Here is a 15,693-nt window from a genome sequence, read left to right as displayed (position 1 = left end):
AACTAAAAACTAGGGGAAGTAATAAACAAACTACGTATTAGTGTAGTGTGTCCATTAGAGCAACTAGGTGATCTACAGCAGCTTGAGCCTGAGCGCCTTCTGCAGAGATAGTTACTAGTGTACCTTTAACAAGACCTAGAGTTTGTAGTTTGAATAGGCTCTTTGCGCTAGCGCTTTTACCGTTAGAAGTAACAGTAATGTCTGCGTCAAATGCTTTTGCTTCTTTTACGAACTGAGCTGCTGGACGAGTGTGTAGGCCGTTTTCTGCAGTGATCTCAACTTGTTTCTGATACATTTTTTCACCCCGATTATCGATATAATAATTATTTAATAACGTTGTAACTGAAAGTTAGTTTAACGTGAGCTACATTAGCTTGCTAATCTAGGAGTATAAACTACCCAACAGTTCGCTGTCTTAGCTTAATCCAAGTCAATTTTTCATGAAATATTTTGACTTGGGTCGCACTAATGTAGGTCTAAAGACCCTTTTATTTCGATGCTTAAAATAAAGCGCTTCGGTTTTATAATCAAGCTGAGAACAAAATGCAACAAAAAAGCCCCTTGAAGGAGCTTTTTCGAACGTCAACTTGGTATAGATCACATTAAAATGTGATCACTGTTGGTTTTCTTTTTCTGTGAAGATGCCTGCAAAAAGTGCTGTTGATAGGTACCTTTCACCTGAGCTAGGTAACACTACGACAATATTTTTTCCTGCAAACTCAGGTCGAGCAGCTATTTTATTTGCAGCAACGACAGCAGCGCCAGAGGAAATACCAGCAAGAATACCTTCTTCTTCCATTAAGCGGCGTGTCATAGCGATAGCTTCTTCTGAGCTAACTAATTCGACCTCATCAATCAATGTTAAGTCTAGGTTTCCAGGAATGAAGCCTGCACCAATACCTTGAATTTTGTGTGGTGCTGGTTTTACATCATCGCCATTAAGCGTTTGAGTGATAACCGGTGATTCAGAAGGCTCTACTGCAACCGTTGTAATTGCTTTGCCTTTCTGGTGTTTAATGAAGCGGCTTACACCCGTTAGTGTTCCACCTGTACCTACACCTGAAACGAGTACATCGATTTCGCCATCAGTTGCGTCCCAAATTTCAGGTCCTGTGGTTTTCTCGTGAATTTCAGGGTTTGCAGGGTTATTAAATTGTTGTAGGAGTAGATATTTGCTCGGATCTGATGCAACAATTTCTTCTGCTTTTTCTATCGCGCCTTTCATACCCTTAGGCGCTTCGGTAAGTACCAAATTGGCACCCAGGGCTTTAAGCAGCTTACGACGCTCTAAGCTCATGCTTTCAGGCATCGTTAACGTTAATTTATATCCGCGAGCTGCTGCAACGAAGGCTAAAGCAATACCAGTATTACCACTGGTTGGCTCTACAAGTTCAACGCCTTCTTTTAGTGTACCGTTCTTTTCAGCATCCCAAATCATGTTTGAACCGATGCGGCACTTTACGCTGAAGCTAGGATTACGAGCTTCAATTTTTGCCAGTACATTACCGTTACTAACACGGTTAAGACGTACTAAGGGAGTGTTGCCAATCGTTAGTGAATTATCTTCGTAAATCTTGCTCATACTTTTCGTTCCTTCGCTACGCGTTATAACCTAAGACTAATTAAGCATATACACGAATAGCATTTTGGAAAGTAATTAATGGTTATATCTTATTGTTATAAAGAGGAGAAAAAATGTTTGAAAATGAGAATAACGCTGAATCAAGTGAGTGATGAAGAGGAGTTATGCTGAAGAGTAGGTATTTTGACGTAAGAAGAAAGACGAGGAGAGGAAAAGCTCCTCGTCAATATGATGATACTTAATGATGGATACTTAGTTTAACTTATGTTGATCACGGTAATGATCAACCCACATTGCAGTAGCACCACATACGGCAATGGGCATAACAAATAAATTTAGAATTGGTGTCATGGTGAAAACCATTACTAAGCTACCAAAGCTTAATGACTTACCACGTTTTACTTTTAATGCATCGCGCATTGTTGGAAAGGGTACTTTGTGGTTATCGAATGGATAATCGGCATATTGAATCGTCATCATCCATGCACTGAATAAAAACCATAATACTGGGCCTACCGTTTGGCCAATCGCAGGGATCCAAAGCAATATCAATAGCCCTAATGCTTTAGGCAGGTAATATTTTAGCTTCATCCATTCTCTGTTCATGATGCGGGGAAGATCTTTAAGAATATCTTTTAATCCGGTATCTGGCGCGGGTTCTCCGGTTAACTTAGCTTCTAGATGTTCAGCCAATAAACCATTAAAAGGGGCGGCTATCCAGTTAGCGATCGTACTAAATATATAAGAAAAGATGACTAAGGTGGCAATTGCCAATAATGGCCACAATAGGTACGACAACCAATCTAACCAAGATGGCAATGCTGCTATCCAGCCATTTATCCAATCACCCAGCTGGCTTAAAACAAATCCAAATGCGCTACCGAATAATAGTATATTGATAAATAATGGGAAAATAACAAAGCGACGGGTTCCCGGTTGTATTGCTAACGACATTCCACGGAAAAAATATCCAGCTCCGCTTGCTGGAGATTGAGTGATTTGTGGTTGTGGCATTTATTTCTCCTTACTAAATACATCATTCAAAACACCACATTATTGTTGTTTTGATGGCATGGTTATGAGACATGTTAACGGGCAGTACGGTATGGAATCAAATACCAAACACGTTGTCTGAAAAATAAGAGAAGGCAAATGACGTCTTTTTAGCTTATTTTTTGCCCGATTCTGTGCTCAGCCGCACTATCTTGCATGAATCGCGACATTCGTGTTCTCATTATTAATTGAGTTTTGGTACATTAGTTAGTATTCAGCTATAAATCAGCAATGTTGATTTTGTAAGCTCTGGTAGATCTTACTATCATTAACCCCGTCAGGGATAACGAGTTAATTTAGAGTATTCATATGCAGGAATTGCGTTTGGTCCTTATTATTGTTGGTGCACTAGCTATTTCTGCGCTTCTTTTGCACGGATTGTGGACCAGTAGAAAAGAAAAACCCGCTAAATTTGGTGAAAAGCCACTCGGTAAGTTAGGTGATTCTAACCGTGATACCGAAGGTTTTGATCATGATGGTGTGGGGTCTGTTCGTATTATAAATAATGCACCTGAAAAGGAAGTAACAGCACATACTTCACAAAGAAAAGAACCAGAACTTCATTTTGGTGAAAAAATTCAGGCCGATCCTTTAATGGATAGCCCTGCTTCAGTTCAAGTGATAGATGATATGGCTGATTTGCCTAAAATGTCTGCCACATCTGAAAAAATTGAACCGAAGTTTAGCAGCGATAGTGTTGTTTCAGATCAGGTTACAGCGGCTGTCGAAATAGAAGAACCCGTTCGTATTGCTGCTGATCAACCTATTCACGTTGAGTTGCCTATTCAGTCAGAGCCTGCTTCGGTGGTGTCTGATTACACAGAAGTACTCAATACCCCTATTTCTGATATTCCAGAAGTATCAGAACTAAAGGTGAAACCTGAAGAGAATAAAGTTCTAGCGCCTGAGCCTGTTATCGCGAATGTTGTGCCAGAGCCAGAGCCAGAGCCAGAGCCAGAGCCAGAGCCAGAGCCAGAGCCAGAGCCAGAGCCAGAGCCAGAGCCAGAGCCAGAGCCAGTTTTAGCACCAAGCTATATAGCACTAAGTGTACATGCTCGTAATGGTGAGATGTTGCAAGGAGCTAAACTATTCCAGTGCCTTGAACAACATCATCTTATTTTTGGTGAAAACGCCGTATATCACCGACATGCTGATTTAGCAGGAACAGAGCCTGTATTGTTCTCTGCAACAAACATGGTTCAACCAGGTAATTTCCCTGAAGATGGTGGATATAATTTTGAAACCCCTGGTGTGTCTTTCTATTTGATGCTGCCATGCTACGGTAGTGCGGCGAGTAACTTCAATTTGATGTTACAAACCGTGCAGCGTATTGCGGATGACTTGAATGCAGATGTACTCGATCATGAGCGTGCGATGGTAACACCTAATCGTATTGCCCAATATCGAGATAAAGCAAAGCTGTATTCTCAAGCGTAATTCTTAATCGACAAATAATGTAATGAGGCTCCTTCTGAGGGGCCTTATTTTTTTGTGTTTACTGATTCAGGATTCAGAAATGGTAAACCTAAAAGATCAATTTTAACAAAGACAGTTTTGGTAGGTAGTGAAATGAGTACCGATATTCAGCAGCAACTTGATACCTTGCGTGAACAACTTGCCTATCATGGGCATCGTTATTATGTCGAAGATAACCCTGAAATACCTGATGCTGAATATGATCGTATGATGCAGCAGTTATTAGCATTAGAAGCTGATCATCCAGAATTAATGAGTGTAGATTCACCAAGCCAACGCGTGGGCGGTATGCCATTAGACAGCTTTACGCAGGTAAAACACGAACTGCCAATGTTATCGTTAGACAATGCATTTAATGATGAAGAGTTACATGCATTTGAAAAACGCCTGTTAGATCGTCTTATAACTGCAGGTCAAGTTTCTTACTGTTGTGAACCTAAATTAGATGGGTTAGCTGTCAGCTTAATGTATGAAAATGGTGTACTGGTTCAAGCAGCTACCCGTGGCGATGGTGCGACAGGTGAGAACATCACGACCAATGTACGTACCATTCGTTCGATCCCACTGAAGCTTCAGGGTGAAGGCTGGCCTTTACGGTTAGAGGTTCGTGGTGAAGTCTTTATGCCCAAAAAAGGGTTTGATGAGCTGAATGCAAGAGCTTTGAAAAAGGGAGACAAGGCGTTTGCCAACCCACGTAATGCTGCAGCTGGTAGCTTACGCCAGCTTGATTCTAAAATTGCAGCAACGCGCCCTCTGAGTTTTTATGCATACTCTGTTGGCGTTGTTGAGGGAATGGATCTAGCTGATAGCCAATATGATCGCTTAGTTCAGCTTAAAGGCTGGGGCATTCCAATGTGTCCTGAGATCCGCCAGTTAAAAACAATTAAAGATGTTATTGCTTATTACCAAGATATTGGTGAGCGTCGTCAATCACTATCTTATGAAATCGATGGTGTTGTGATTAAAGTAGATGATGTTGAAACTCAAGAACAATTGGGCTTTGTCGCTCGTGCTCCTCGTTGGGCTATAGCGTATAAATTCCCTGCACAAGAAGAAATGACCTTACTTAACAATGTCGAGTTTCAAGTGGGGCGTACAGGGGCTATTACACCTGTCGCCAAACTAGAGCCGATTTTTGTTGGTGGGGTTACAGTGAGTAATGCCACGCTACACAATGCCGATGAAGTTGCTCGTTTGGGCGTTATGATTGGCGATACCGTGATAATCCGCCGGGCAGGTGACGTGATTCCACAAATTGTATCTGTTGTTGAATCTCGCCGGCCTGCTAACGCACTATCAATAATCTTCCCAGAGACTTGTCCTGTTTGTAAATCTAACGTTGAGCGTGTCGAAGGCGAAGCCGTTGCGCGTTGTTCTGGGGGATTATTCTGCCAAGCACAGCGTAAAGAAGCATTGAAGCACTTTGTTTCGCGCAAAGCGTTAGATGTTGACGGCTGTGGTGAAAAAGTCATTGAGCAATTGGTTGATCGCGAAATGGTCACAACACCTGCAGGGTTATTCAAACTATCAGCAGGGGTTGTAACTGTGCTCGATCGCATGGGACCTAAATCGGCTCAGAAGCTGGTTGACTCACTCGCGAATTCAAAAGAAACCACTTTGCCACGCTTTATCTATTCATTGGGTATTCGTGAAGTCGGTGAAGCAACTGCGGCTAATTTGGCTAATCACTTCGAGACACTGGAAGCAATCACTGCTGCATCGAAAGAGCAGCTACTGGTTGTGCCAGATGTGGGTGAGGTTGTTGCCAATAATTTACTTAACTTTTTCCGTGAAGCTCACAATATGGATGTTGTGGAAGATTTAATTGCAGTTGGTATTCATTGGCCAGCCATTGAGAAACCGGAAGAGGGTGTTGAATTACCGCTTGATGGTAAAGTTGTTGTGTTAACTGGGTCGTTATCACAACTAACTCGTTCTGATGCTAAAGCGGCACTTCAAGCCCTTGGTGCAAAAGTGACAGGTAGCGTCTCAAAGAAGACTGATTTATTGGTTGCTGGTGAAGCGGCGGGCTCTAAATTAACCAAAGCACAAGAGCTTGATATCGAAATTTGGGATGAACAAGCACTTGTTGATCTTATGAATCGTTAATTAAGTTTGTATAAAGGCTGCCTATTTTTGAACTATAGGCAGCTATTTTCTTATCTGGACCTTTCAATATCATTCAATTAATCCTCTTCTTCACTAATCTCTCTTCAAAATAGTTCAATTTTCTTTTTTAAAACATCTAAAAAATTTATATACGAATAAAAACAGAATGGATTACTTTCTCGTGTTATATCACATTTAATCTTTTTGGTTTTAATTTAACCTATTGTTTTTAATTGAATTTTTATTTATTTATAAATTTATTGCTGGAGAGTTTGAGCTTGATCACTGTTGTGTCATTAATTTGCACTGCGTCATATTTTTCACACAATTAATTAAGTTGTTATTGATGTTTTGCGCTGCGAAAGTAGTCTTATACCTGAAGTAACACAGCGGTTCATAAAGAACTAAAAAATTATGATTTAGTTTGATTTAGATAATTGAGCTGACATATAGGAGAGTTACTTGATGTCTTCGGCGGCCAACCTTTAAGACTCAAGTAAACAGCTAGTATTTTTAGGAGTTATTCCATGGAAAATCGTTCAAATTTATTTAAGGTTTCTGCCTTAACTGCTGCAATGTTTGGTGTGGTAGCAATGCCTGTACAGGCATCGACAGAAAGTGCAGCGGGTGACCAATACGTTGAGGCTATCAACGAGTTCATGGCAGATTCAGCCTTGAATGGTACTTTTATTGTTGATACGCGTGCTCGTACTCGTACTTCTGGTAAGCCTGGTGGAAAGGATGGCGATACTTGGAGCCGTTTGAACTACTCTTCTTACAATGCCATTTTAGATTTTACTTCTGGTTATCATGACGGCTGGTTAGGTGCTGATATCGGCGGCTATTACTCTGGTGATCTATATAACGACAGTGCTGTAAACGGTGGTACTGGTGAGTATCTATGTAATGAAATTTCAACCTGTAATAACCTTGATTGGGGCTCAGGTGAAGGTGAACAGCTTAAACTGTATAAGGCTGCGCTAAAATTCAAAGCTGGCGAAAACTTTGATGCTCGTTTCGGCATGCTACAGGCAAATGGTAACGGTACTGTTGGTAATGTTTGGTCATTCGTTCCTGGTACATACCGTGGTGCAGAATTGAATGCTAACTTTGGTAAAGTGAAAGCGACATACTTCATTGCTGATCAATACACCGCTCCTTGGTTATTAAGTGAAGATGATTACGCACCAGCTCTTTGGTCTGATACGAGCTGGGGTATTACTCACTCGCTAGGTCTACAAGTCGATGCTACGAAAGATTTATTCTTGCAGTTTGGTCTAGGTCAGACTACCGATGTTAGTTATGCCGATGTTGATTGGGCTAATAACGTTGTTTCAGGCAAGCGTGAAGAAGTTGATACAACAGGCTATAAAGCATACGCACGCTATAACATTAACGATACTATGACCATTGCTTATGATTTCTACGGTGTAGATGATGATGATCAATATGAAGGTCTTGGTTATACGACTGGTCTGTCATTTAATGCAAACTTCGGTAAAGTTTCATGGATGTCTGATGTGCAATACGCATCAAGTGAAAATGACCGTGATGTTAACCCTCGTATGATTTACACCTACGGTATGACAAATGGTAATTACTCTCTATGGTGGGATGCACTATCTGACTGGAACAAATCTGGTGAATTATCATGGTACAACCGTGTTGCTTACAACCAAGGTAATGGTTGGAATTACTACCTAGGCTTTGGTTACGGTACTGGTGGTAAATCTGCAGCTGAAGGTGCTAAAGGCGATTGGGATTATGAAAGTGAGTACGCATTTAATGCAACAGTTGCATATTCTCTTCAGTATGGCTCATTAAAAGGTACAACAGTACGTTTACACGGTACAGTGCTAGAGCGTGATGAATATACAGGTGCGGCATCTGCTGATGAAACAGATTTACGTTTGCAGGTAATTATTCCTTATAGCTTCAACTAATCATTTATTTAGCAGTATTTTAATTAAGTCAGCCTTATCTTAGGCTGACTTTTATTTTGTATTGAAAAAAGAAACTGTAAATAAGTATATAAATTTTTGATGAAAATTAATTCTATAAAATGGCATGTATATTATTAACTCCTATACTCAGTGTGACAAAAGTCACATTCTTATGGGGGTTATATGAAATCCAAGTTAACTTTTCTTGCTTCAAGTTTATTTATGGTATTGCTATTGTCTTCACCAGTTAGTGCTTCTTCTTCTGGCGGTAATGGCGGTGGGTTTGGTCAAACATACTGTAAACTTCCTTCTGGTGAAACAGTTTTTGTACCTTGGTTTAATTGCCGAACTCTGGGGGGGAAAGGAAATCCAGCTGATTTTTAAATAGTGTAATATTGGAGAACGGACTCTCCGGTTTTTATAAGGCTTTTAATTTAATTGATGATTTATTTTAGCCTAATACTTAATAATCCATATCTAAGTCCTATCTTTTGTTCGTTATAATCTTGTACTTCTTTCTATAAAATTAATAATGATTATTAGAGGCCAATCGCAGCAATGTGAATTAGTGATCGTTACCGCTGGGCATTATTTGATTTGTGAATACTGTATCTTACTGTTTTTAACTGCTTCTATTGGATATTGATATGAATTAGTAGAATTCCTTTTTGGAGTATTTGATGCTTATGTAGCTTAATTGCTAATGCTAAATATGTATTAAATAAAAACGTCAATTTTAGAGAGAATCGGGTTAACTAGTTCAATGCTTCTATTTCAAATTGCGAGGTAGATCATTTTTTTGCTCTCAATAAATATAAAACAAAGCATGTATTTGTAAATTCACGCGCAATGGGTCTGCTTTTATCCTTCCAAATTTGGCTTTATGAGAGTTGATTCACAGTCAGTATGATGTTTTGACGTTTATGTATTTTAATGATTCCCTTGCAAGTTACTGACTTTAATGTATTTATTTATTTTTATATTTATCTAGTTTGAACGCGGTCATAAATTCTCCTGCGTTAACTTCCTGAAATAAAAAAAGCTTGTAACCTCTTCTCCTATTGAAACAATGTTTATAAATATCTTGTATGCAGACCTTCGGCGGCCAACTTAAGGATGCATACATATACAGCTATTTTATTATTAGGAGTTATCCATGGAATTTAAAAAAACGATATTAGGTTTAGCAGTCTCTTCTTTAGTGTTATCTGCTTCTGTTTTTGCCGCTGATGGCGATGGGGTTGATAGCCAACAATTACAAGATTCAGCATCATATGAAGTTTACGGTATTATTGCACTGCAAGCGGCGTATCGTGATTATGATACGGGTGATAAAGCGGTGAATGATGACCTTGGTGGCACTCAATTAAATAATGAGTCACGTATCGGTTTCCGTGGCTCAAAGCAATTTAAAAACTTCGGTCCTAAATTTATTTGGCAGATCGAAGGCGGTTATGTTGATCCTAGTTTTGGTGGTGAGGGTGCTGGTCTTGGTGAACGTGACACCTTTGTTGGTTTTGAGAGTGACCAGTTAGGTCAAGTTCGTTTAGGGCGTGTATTAACACCTATTTACGAGTTAATTGACTGGCCTGCGTCGAACCCTGGTTTGGGTGATGTATACGATTGGGGTGGTTCAATTGGTGGCGCTAAATACCAAGATCGTCAATCAAATACCATTCGTTGGGATTCTCCAACTTATGCGGGGGGTTTAAGTTTTGATGTGGCTGTCGGTGCTGGTGATTCTGCAAGTACAGGTTCTGGTGACGATTACTGGGGCGGCCTTGCAGCGCACTATAATATAGGTTTTCTCCAGTTTGATGCTGCGTATGAAGGCAACCGTAATATTGAATCTGAAGGCCAAGATTGGGAAAATGACACGTATTTATTAGGTCTTCAAGGTTGGTTTGATAACGGTATTTCATTCTTCGCTCAATACAAATACATGGAAGCATCAACGAAAGTTGGTCGTGACGAGAAGCAAGACGCAATTTCTACAGGCCTTATGTACACCACTGGTGATTGGCAATTTAAAGCGGCATATGCTGCCAATTTTGAGTTAGAAGTTGATGGGAAAACCATAAAGAATACTGATGATGATGTCATCTCAGTTCAAGCCATGTACTTTGTTGACCCATCAGCTGTGTTGTATGCGCGTGCGCGTACTAATGACTTTGGTGATGCGGCTGTTGGTGCCGATGGTAAAGAGCGTTGGAAATCAGGTTCATTTGATGAGTTATCTGTAGGTGTTGAATACTACTTCTAATCTGTAGATTCAACCATTAATCCAAGGGCGAAGACGTTCGCCCTTTCTTGTTGTATTACAGGGCAAATATTATGAAAATGAAATCACTCGGTGTTGCGATCTTATTGGCACTTGGAAGCGGGCAAGCTGCTGCAGATACAGTATTGACACTTCAACCAGAAATTAACCCGATTGTAGTGAACGGTGGCAAAGTTGGTAACGGTATTTTTTCTCCCGAACAACAAGTTGATATTCAAAAAGGTGAAAATCAAATTTTAATTACGGTCGGACAAATTGTTTTTGAAGATGCGAAGCGCCGAAAATATAATTCTCCGTCGTATATATTGAAATTCAACGCTAACGATCAACCGTTATCGCTTACTTACGACAAAATGCGCACAATTCAAGAAGCCAAAGCCTTTGAGAAATCGCCATCTTTTGTTTTTACGGATGTTAATGGCAAAAATATTAACTATAAAATTGATGTATTAAATGCGAGTGGGATGCAATCTTTCCGTGACTATCAGCAAGAGTTACAGGCTTACAATCAAGGGCAAGAAGGGCGTGCCGCTGTGACTATTGCTAGTTACACTGCAATTGCCCCTCAATCGGTTACACCAAACCCTGCAGCCAAAATGACATTTTTACATAATACGTTTAGTAATTTATCAGCCGATGAACAACAACAGTTCATGCAGTGGGCTATGAAAAACTTAAAATAATGAAGTAGATACCACTGCAGTTACTATTTGGTAGCCCGCGAATATTCATCATTATTTATTGCACCTCATCGATTGTGAATATGGTGGGGTGAATTACTCCTTCTTTCTTCTTATCACTGGTGATTGTAGATTTACTTCACAGTGTTAAAATACCCCGCAATAATCTTAATGCAGTGGCCCTCACTGCCTGATCCTTTATTCATAAGGTAAATTTACATGACGGTTAAAACTCGCTTTGCACCAAGCCCAACAGGCTTTCTGCACGTAGGTGGTGCTCGTACAGCACTATATTCATGGTTATTTGCTAAGCACATGGGCGGCGAATTTGTACTTCGTATCGAAGATACTGACCTTGAACGCTCTACACAAGAAGCGATCGATGCCATTCTTGAAGGCATGGAATGGCTAGGAATGGATTGGGATGAAGGTCCTTACTACCAGACTAAGCGTTTTGATCGTTATAATCAGTTGGTCGATCAACTATTAGCTGAAGATAAAGCGTATAAGTGCTACTGCCCGAAAGAGTTACTAGACGAACTTCGTGAAGAGCAAATGGCAGCAGGTGTTAAGCCTCGTTACGATGCTAACCATCCAAAAATTGTAGCGGCCAATGCAGCTGCAACAGAAGATAGCGCATTCTGTATTCGATTCCGTAACCCGAAAGAAGGTACGGTTGTATTTGAAGATAAAGTTCGTGGTCGCATCGAAATTGCTAATAGTGAGCTTGACGATCTGATTATTCGTCGTACTGATGGCAGCCCAACATATAACTTCTGTGTTGTGATTGATGATTGGGATATGGGCATTACTCAGGTTGTTCGTGGTGAAGATCACATCAACAATACCCCTCGTCAGATCAATATTTATGAAGCACTCGGTGCACCAGTACCAGAATTCGCACACTGTGCAATGATTCTTGGCGATGATGGCGCTAAATTGTCTAAGCGCCATGGTGCAGTTAGCGTAATGCAGTATCGTGATGAAGGTTATTTACCGCAGGCATTACTTAATTACCTAATCCGTTTAGGTTGGTCTCATGGTGATCAAGAGATCTTCTCTATGGAAGAGATGATTAACTTATTTAGCCTTGAATCAATCAGTAAATCAGCGTCTGCATTCAATACAGATAAGTTACTGTGGTTGAATAACCATTATATCAAGACTGCTGAACCTGAATATGTTGCAAAATACTTGCAATGGCACCTTGATCAAAAAGAAATTGATACAGCAAACGGCCCTAAAATTACCGATGTAATTGGATTAGTCGGCGAGCGTTGTAATACGCTAATCGAATTAGCTGATCAATCGCGTTACTTCTACCAAGACTTTAGCGAGTTTGAAGCTGGTGCTGCGAAGAAGCACTTACGCCCTGTCGCAAAAGATGCATTAGCTTTAGTGTTATCTAAAGTAGAAGCGCTTGAAGAATGGAATACTGAAAACCTGCATGTCGTAATTGCAGACACGTGTACTGAACTTGAAGTCGGTATGGGTAAAGTCGGTATGCCTTTACGTGTTGCTGTTACTGGTCAAGGCCAATCGCCTTCGGTTGATGCAACCATGATGTTGATTGGTAAAAAGCGTGTTGTTAATCGTATTACGATGGCACTAGCATTCATTGCTGAACGTGAAGCAAACGCATAATTATTGAGTTGTTAAACGTTAATTTAAAGGAAGAGAGTTAATCTCTTCCTTTTTTTTCATTTCTTATGCACCTGTTTGTAATTATTAACACAAACAGTGAAGTTTTTAGCTGTTGCACACTGTTTAACGGCTTCTTCGGGTAAATCTGCCTCTTGACCTGTAAGTATAAAAGCTGAAGTACTAAAACTTGCTGACAACATTATCGCGGTACAGATAGTTGCGAGCTTTTTCATAACATTCACTCCATTATTTAGTGTTCATGTCTCATAAATTTTGTCTGCTTGGTTTTGCTTACATACTTAGAGTAGAACAAAATCATATTTTACAAATATTAATAAGCATAGCCTTGCTTACTAAAAAGATAAGACTTTATAGAATTAGAACGAATTTCAAATATTGGATATGGTTGATCAAATTCACAGAATTTGATTCTATATTTTGCAGTTACATTGATTCTATTGACATGAAATGATTAAGTTTTTATGATTGATAAATAATTTGGGGCTATAGCTCAGCTGGGAGAGCGCTTCGCTGGCAGCGAAGAGGTCTGCGGTTCGATCCCGCATAGCTCCACCAAATTAATTATCTATTTTTTATTGAGAAAGTAGGTAAGCGTGAAAACAATAAACCTCATTTGAAGCTAAATACTTCGACGAGGTTTTTTTGTATCTGAATTTTGTGATAACTAATATTTCCGCTAAATTACATCGCCACAATCTGGTTCATATTTGAGGTGGATGTTACCCATGGGTTCATATTCGTTAGCTAATTGTTATCCTGGTGTTTTGTTGTGAAAAAACATAAAAAAACATCAATTGCCAGCGGACGTCTAGAGTTCTATATGTCTTTGTGGCAACATTTGAAATACATACACAATATCAAAGAATATTTAACAACAATGAAAAAAGCATTATTACCTGTATTCATCTCTGCTGCTCTTCTATCTGGACAAGCTTTTGCACAGGTTATTTATCAGGATGACACTAATAAACTGGAACTAGGCGGCGTAGCCGTTCTTGATTTAGCTGAACCTATGTGGGCTGATGAAGCTGACTTAAGTTTAGGTCGTAGTATTTTCAATATTGCTGCTGAACGAAAAATGGCTAATGACTGGAGCATTGATTTCAAACTTGAGTGGGATCAGTTTGTTAATTCTCCCAATTCAGGTAGTAGTAATTTCCGAAATCGTCTTAGCTATATCACGATTAATAATGAAGATTTAGGTAATCTGCGTTTTGGTAAGCAGTGGTCTGCTTATCATGATGTTGCTCGCTATATGGATAATATGGTGATTATCGATCCTGATGCGACACCGATTTATTCAGAAGGTGCTGACGGTGGTTTTGCGGCAACGGGTCGTGGTGACGAGTTAATTGCTTACCGTTACAGCCAAAATGGCTTGAATGTTTCGGCTCATTATGGTCTATCAACTGATGGTTATAACGCAGAGCTAGCTGAACATGAGAAAGTCAGCCGTGATTATAACTACGCAGCTGCTGTAAGTTACGATTTTGATTTTGGTCTTAGCCTTGGTACGACTTACCTTGAAAACAAAGTAAAAGTAGAATCTGGTTCAAGTAACATTGGCTTAAATGACGGTGATAGCCAGAAGGCCTTAACGTTTGCGGGTAATTATGAAGTTGATGGCCTTAAAGTTGCTGCTGCTTATACCCAAGGTACAAAAATTCATAAAGCAGGCCTGTTCGGTCCTGATGGAAAGTGGGCAGATGCGAATGCGTTTGATATTTACACCAGCTACTTAATGGATGTCGGTATTAAGCCATTTGCTTATTACTCAAGCATTGATTTTGACGACAATAATGTAGGGGCGACAGGTAAGCGAGATATTATTGCTGGTGGTGTTTCTTATGCATTTGCTGCGGGCGTTATTGCTTCGGTAGAGCTTCATAGTTATGAATTGAGTGAATTTGGTGGCGCTAAATCAACAGAAAACGGCGGCGGATTTAACTTAATTTACGCATTCTAATGATCTGGTCAGTTGAAAGTAATTTTTAACTTATCGTAAGAATGAATGATAAAGGCTTAGCAATTTACGTTGCTAAGCCTTTAAAATTTTGGGTGCCCCAACATGAATATTAAAGGAACAGTAGTCTGCTGTATATTTATCATCACACTCACTAATTAATTTAAGTTAGGGGGCTATTCGAACTTCCTTCCAATATCAGCTTTCCGCGAAAGCTATTTTAAGTTTTTTGTACGATTGAATAATCGATGCTCTAATATTAGTTTTTGTTTTAATTATAAAATGATAAGGCAGCTTTATTTAGCTTTCTTGAGATATTCTTCATATGAATTAATCCTTCTGGGCCTTCCTATTATTTACGCTCCTGAGTACGTTTGTAGCTCCATTTAAAACGGCGTTTTTATTGTGTATAGACATGTTTTAAAACCAACCATACTGTTAATTACTCTACTTAGTTTTTCTGCCATTGGTGCGGTTGAAAATTCCCAGTCTTTTATGGGAGTAGGGATAACTGATGGGACGAAATACTATGCACCATTGGAGTTTGAGCCGATATTTCGTTTAGGGGTTATATTTGATGAGCAACATCGCGTAGTTGCTAATTACTCCCATGGTTTTTCTTCAGGGGTAACCAGCATCCATTTGGCTTATGATTATCTTTACCCATTATCAGAGAGTCGTCGTTGGCAGGTATTTGCTGGCGGTAGTGTGGGATATAAGTTCGGATTGTATGATGTGAATGATTGGACGTTTGGCGGTCAGACCGGTATTCGGTATCAGATCAATGACACCATGAGTGCTGATTTTGGCTACCGGGTATTTGATACACTTGATGAATGGAAAGAACATGAGCTGGGGCAATTAGGTAACATTTATATAAGTATTGATTTTGAGATGTAAATAGTAAGCTTTGTTACCTAGCTCAATCAAAGACATAAGCT

At 39.7% G+C, this 15,693-nt stretch carries 13 protein-coding genes and 1 tRNA gene; 10 read left to right on the top strand and 4 right to left on the bottom strand.

The annotated features are described in order from the left end of the window. Nucleotides 1-37: 37 nt before the first annotated feature. From C9J48_RS04060 to cysZ, 3 genes are all read right to left on the bottom strand, one after another. Nucleotides 38-295: an HPr family phosphocarrier protein gene (locus C9J48_RS04060; protein ID WP_006230925.1), complete on the bottom strand. Its 258-nt coding sequence runs from the start codon at nt 293-295 to the stop codon at nt 38-40. A 318-nt stretch (nt 296-613) separates the two neighbouring features. Further along, a complete protein-coding gene (gene cysK / locus C9J48_RS04055) occupies nt 614-1,582 on the bottom strand; it encodes a cysteine synthase A (RefSeq protein WP_006230926.1) in 969 nt (322 codons plus the stop codon). A 252-nt stretch (nt 1,583-1,834) separates the two neighbouring features. After that, nucleotides 1,835-2,596 carry a sulfate transporter CysZ gene (gene cysZ, locus C9J48_RS04050; RefSeq protein ID WP_006230927.1) on the bottom strand — a complete coding sequence of 254 codons (762 nt, stop codon included), beginning with the start codon at nt 2,594-2,596 and terminating at the stop codon, nt 1,835-1,837. Nucleotides 2,597-2,944: 348 nt separating this feature from the next. On the opposite strand from cysZ, the gene zipA reads away from it, so the two are divergent. The 7 genes from zipA (at nt 2,945) to gltX (ending at nt 12,768) form a co-directional block, all read left to right on the top strand. Beyond that, nucleotides 2,945-4,072, top strand: a complete 1,128-nt coding sequence (gene zipA / locus C9J48_RS04045; protein ID WP_006230928.1) for a cell division protein ZipA — start codon at nt 2,945-2,947, stop codon at nt 4,070-4,072. 132 nt (nt 4,073-4,204) lie between these two features. Next, the gene (ligA, locus tag C9J48_RS04040; protein WP_036803297.1) at nt 4,205-6,220 is read left to right on the top strand and encodes an NAD-dependent DNA ligase LigA; all 2,016 of its coding nucleotides are present in this window, start codon (nt 4,205-4,207) and stop codon (nt 6,218-6,220) included. A gap of 527 nt (nt 6,221-6,747) precedes the next feature. Further along, on the top strand, nt 6,748-8,163 hold the full coding sequence (locus tag C9J48_RS04035; protein ID WP_006230930.1) for an OprD family porin: 1,416 nt from the start codon (nt 6,748-6,750) through the stop codon (nt 8,161-8,163). Nucleotides 8,164-8,346: 183 nt separating this feature from the next. Continuing rightward, a complete protein-coding gene (locus tag C9J48_RS04030; RefSeq protein ID WP_006230931.1) occupies nt 8,347-8,547 on the top strand; it encodes a hypothetical protein in 201 nt (66 codons plus the stop codon). A 772-nt stretch (nt 8,548-9,319) separates the two neighbouring features. Beyond that, complete coding sequence (locus C9J48_RS04025) at nt 9,320-10,426, top strand: porin (protein WP_006230932.1); 1,107 nt, start codon at nt 9,320-9,322, stop codon at nt 10,424-10,426. A 71-nt stretch (nt 10,427-10,497) separates the two neighbouring features. Continuing rightward, nucleotides 10,498-11,127: a YccT family protein gene (locus tag C9J48_RS04020; RefSeq protein ID WP_006230933.1), complete on the top strand. Its 630-nt coding sequence runs from the start codon at nt 10,498-10,500 to the stop codon at nt 11,125-11,127. A gap of 216 nt (nt 11,128-11,343) precedes the next feature. Further along, the gene (gltX, locus tag C9J48_RS04015) at nt 11,344-12,768 is read left to right on the top strand and encodes a glutamate--tRNA ligase (RefSeq protein ID WP_006230934.1); all 1,425 of its coding nucleotides are present in this window, start codon (nt 11,344-11,346) and stop codon (nt 12,766-12,768) included. Between the two features lie 56 nt (nt 12,769-12,824). Here the strand turns inward: gltX and C9J48_RS27800 are convergent, their stop codons facing one another. Continuing rightward, nucleotides 12,825-13,001: a hypothetical protein gene (locus C9J48_RS27800; protein ID WP_006230935.1), complete on the bottom strand. Its 177-nt coding sequence runs from the start codon at nt 12,999-13,001 to the stop codon at nt 12,825-12,827. Nucleotides 13,002-13,268: 267 nt separating this feature from the next. Here C9J48_RS27800 and C9J48_RS04010 point away from each other — a divergent pair. From C9J48_RS04010 to C9J48_RS04000, 3 genes are all read left to right on the top strand, one after another. Beyond that, nucleotides 13,269-13,344: transfer RNA gene (locus C9J48_RS04010), tRNA-Ala, on the top strand. Between the two features lie 214 nt (nt 13,345-13,558). Further along, complete coding sequence (locus tag C9J48_RS04005) at nt 13,559-14,755, top strand: porin (RefSeq protein ID WP_242610833.1); 1,197 nt, start codon at nt 13,559-13,561, stop codon at nt 14,753-14,755. Nucleotides 14,756-15,157: 402 nt separating this feature from the next. After that, nucleotides 15,158-15,652, top strand: coding sequence for a hypothetical protein (locus tag C9J48_RS04000; RefSeq protein WP_006230937.1), 495 nt, complete (start codon nt 15,158-15,160; stop codon nt 15,650-15,652). Nucleotides 15,653-15,693 lie beyond the last annotated feature (41 nt).

It is taken from the genome of Photobacterium profundum (assembly GCF_003026285.1).
GTDB lineage: Bacteria > Pseudomonadota > Gammaproteobacteria > Enterobacterales > Vibrionaceae > Photobacterium > Photobacterium profundum.
This window is presented reverse-complemented; position numbering and strand designations above follow the sequence as displayed.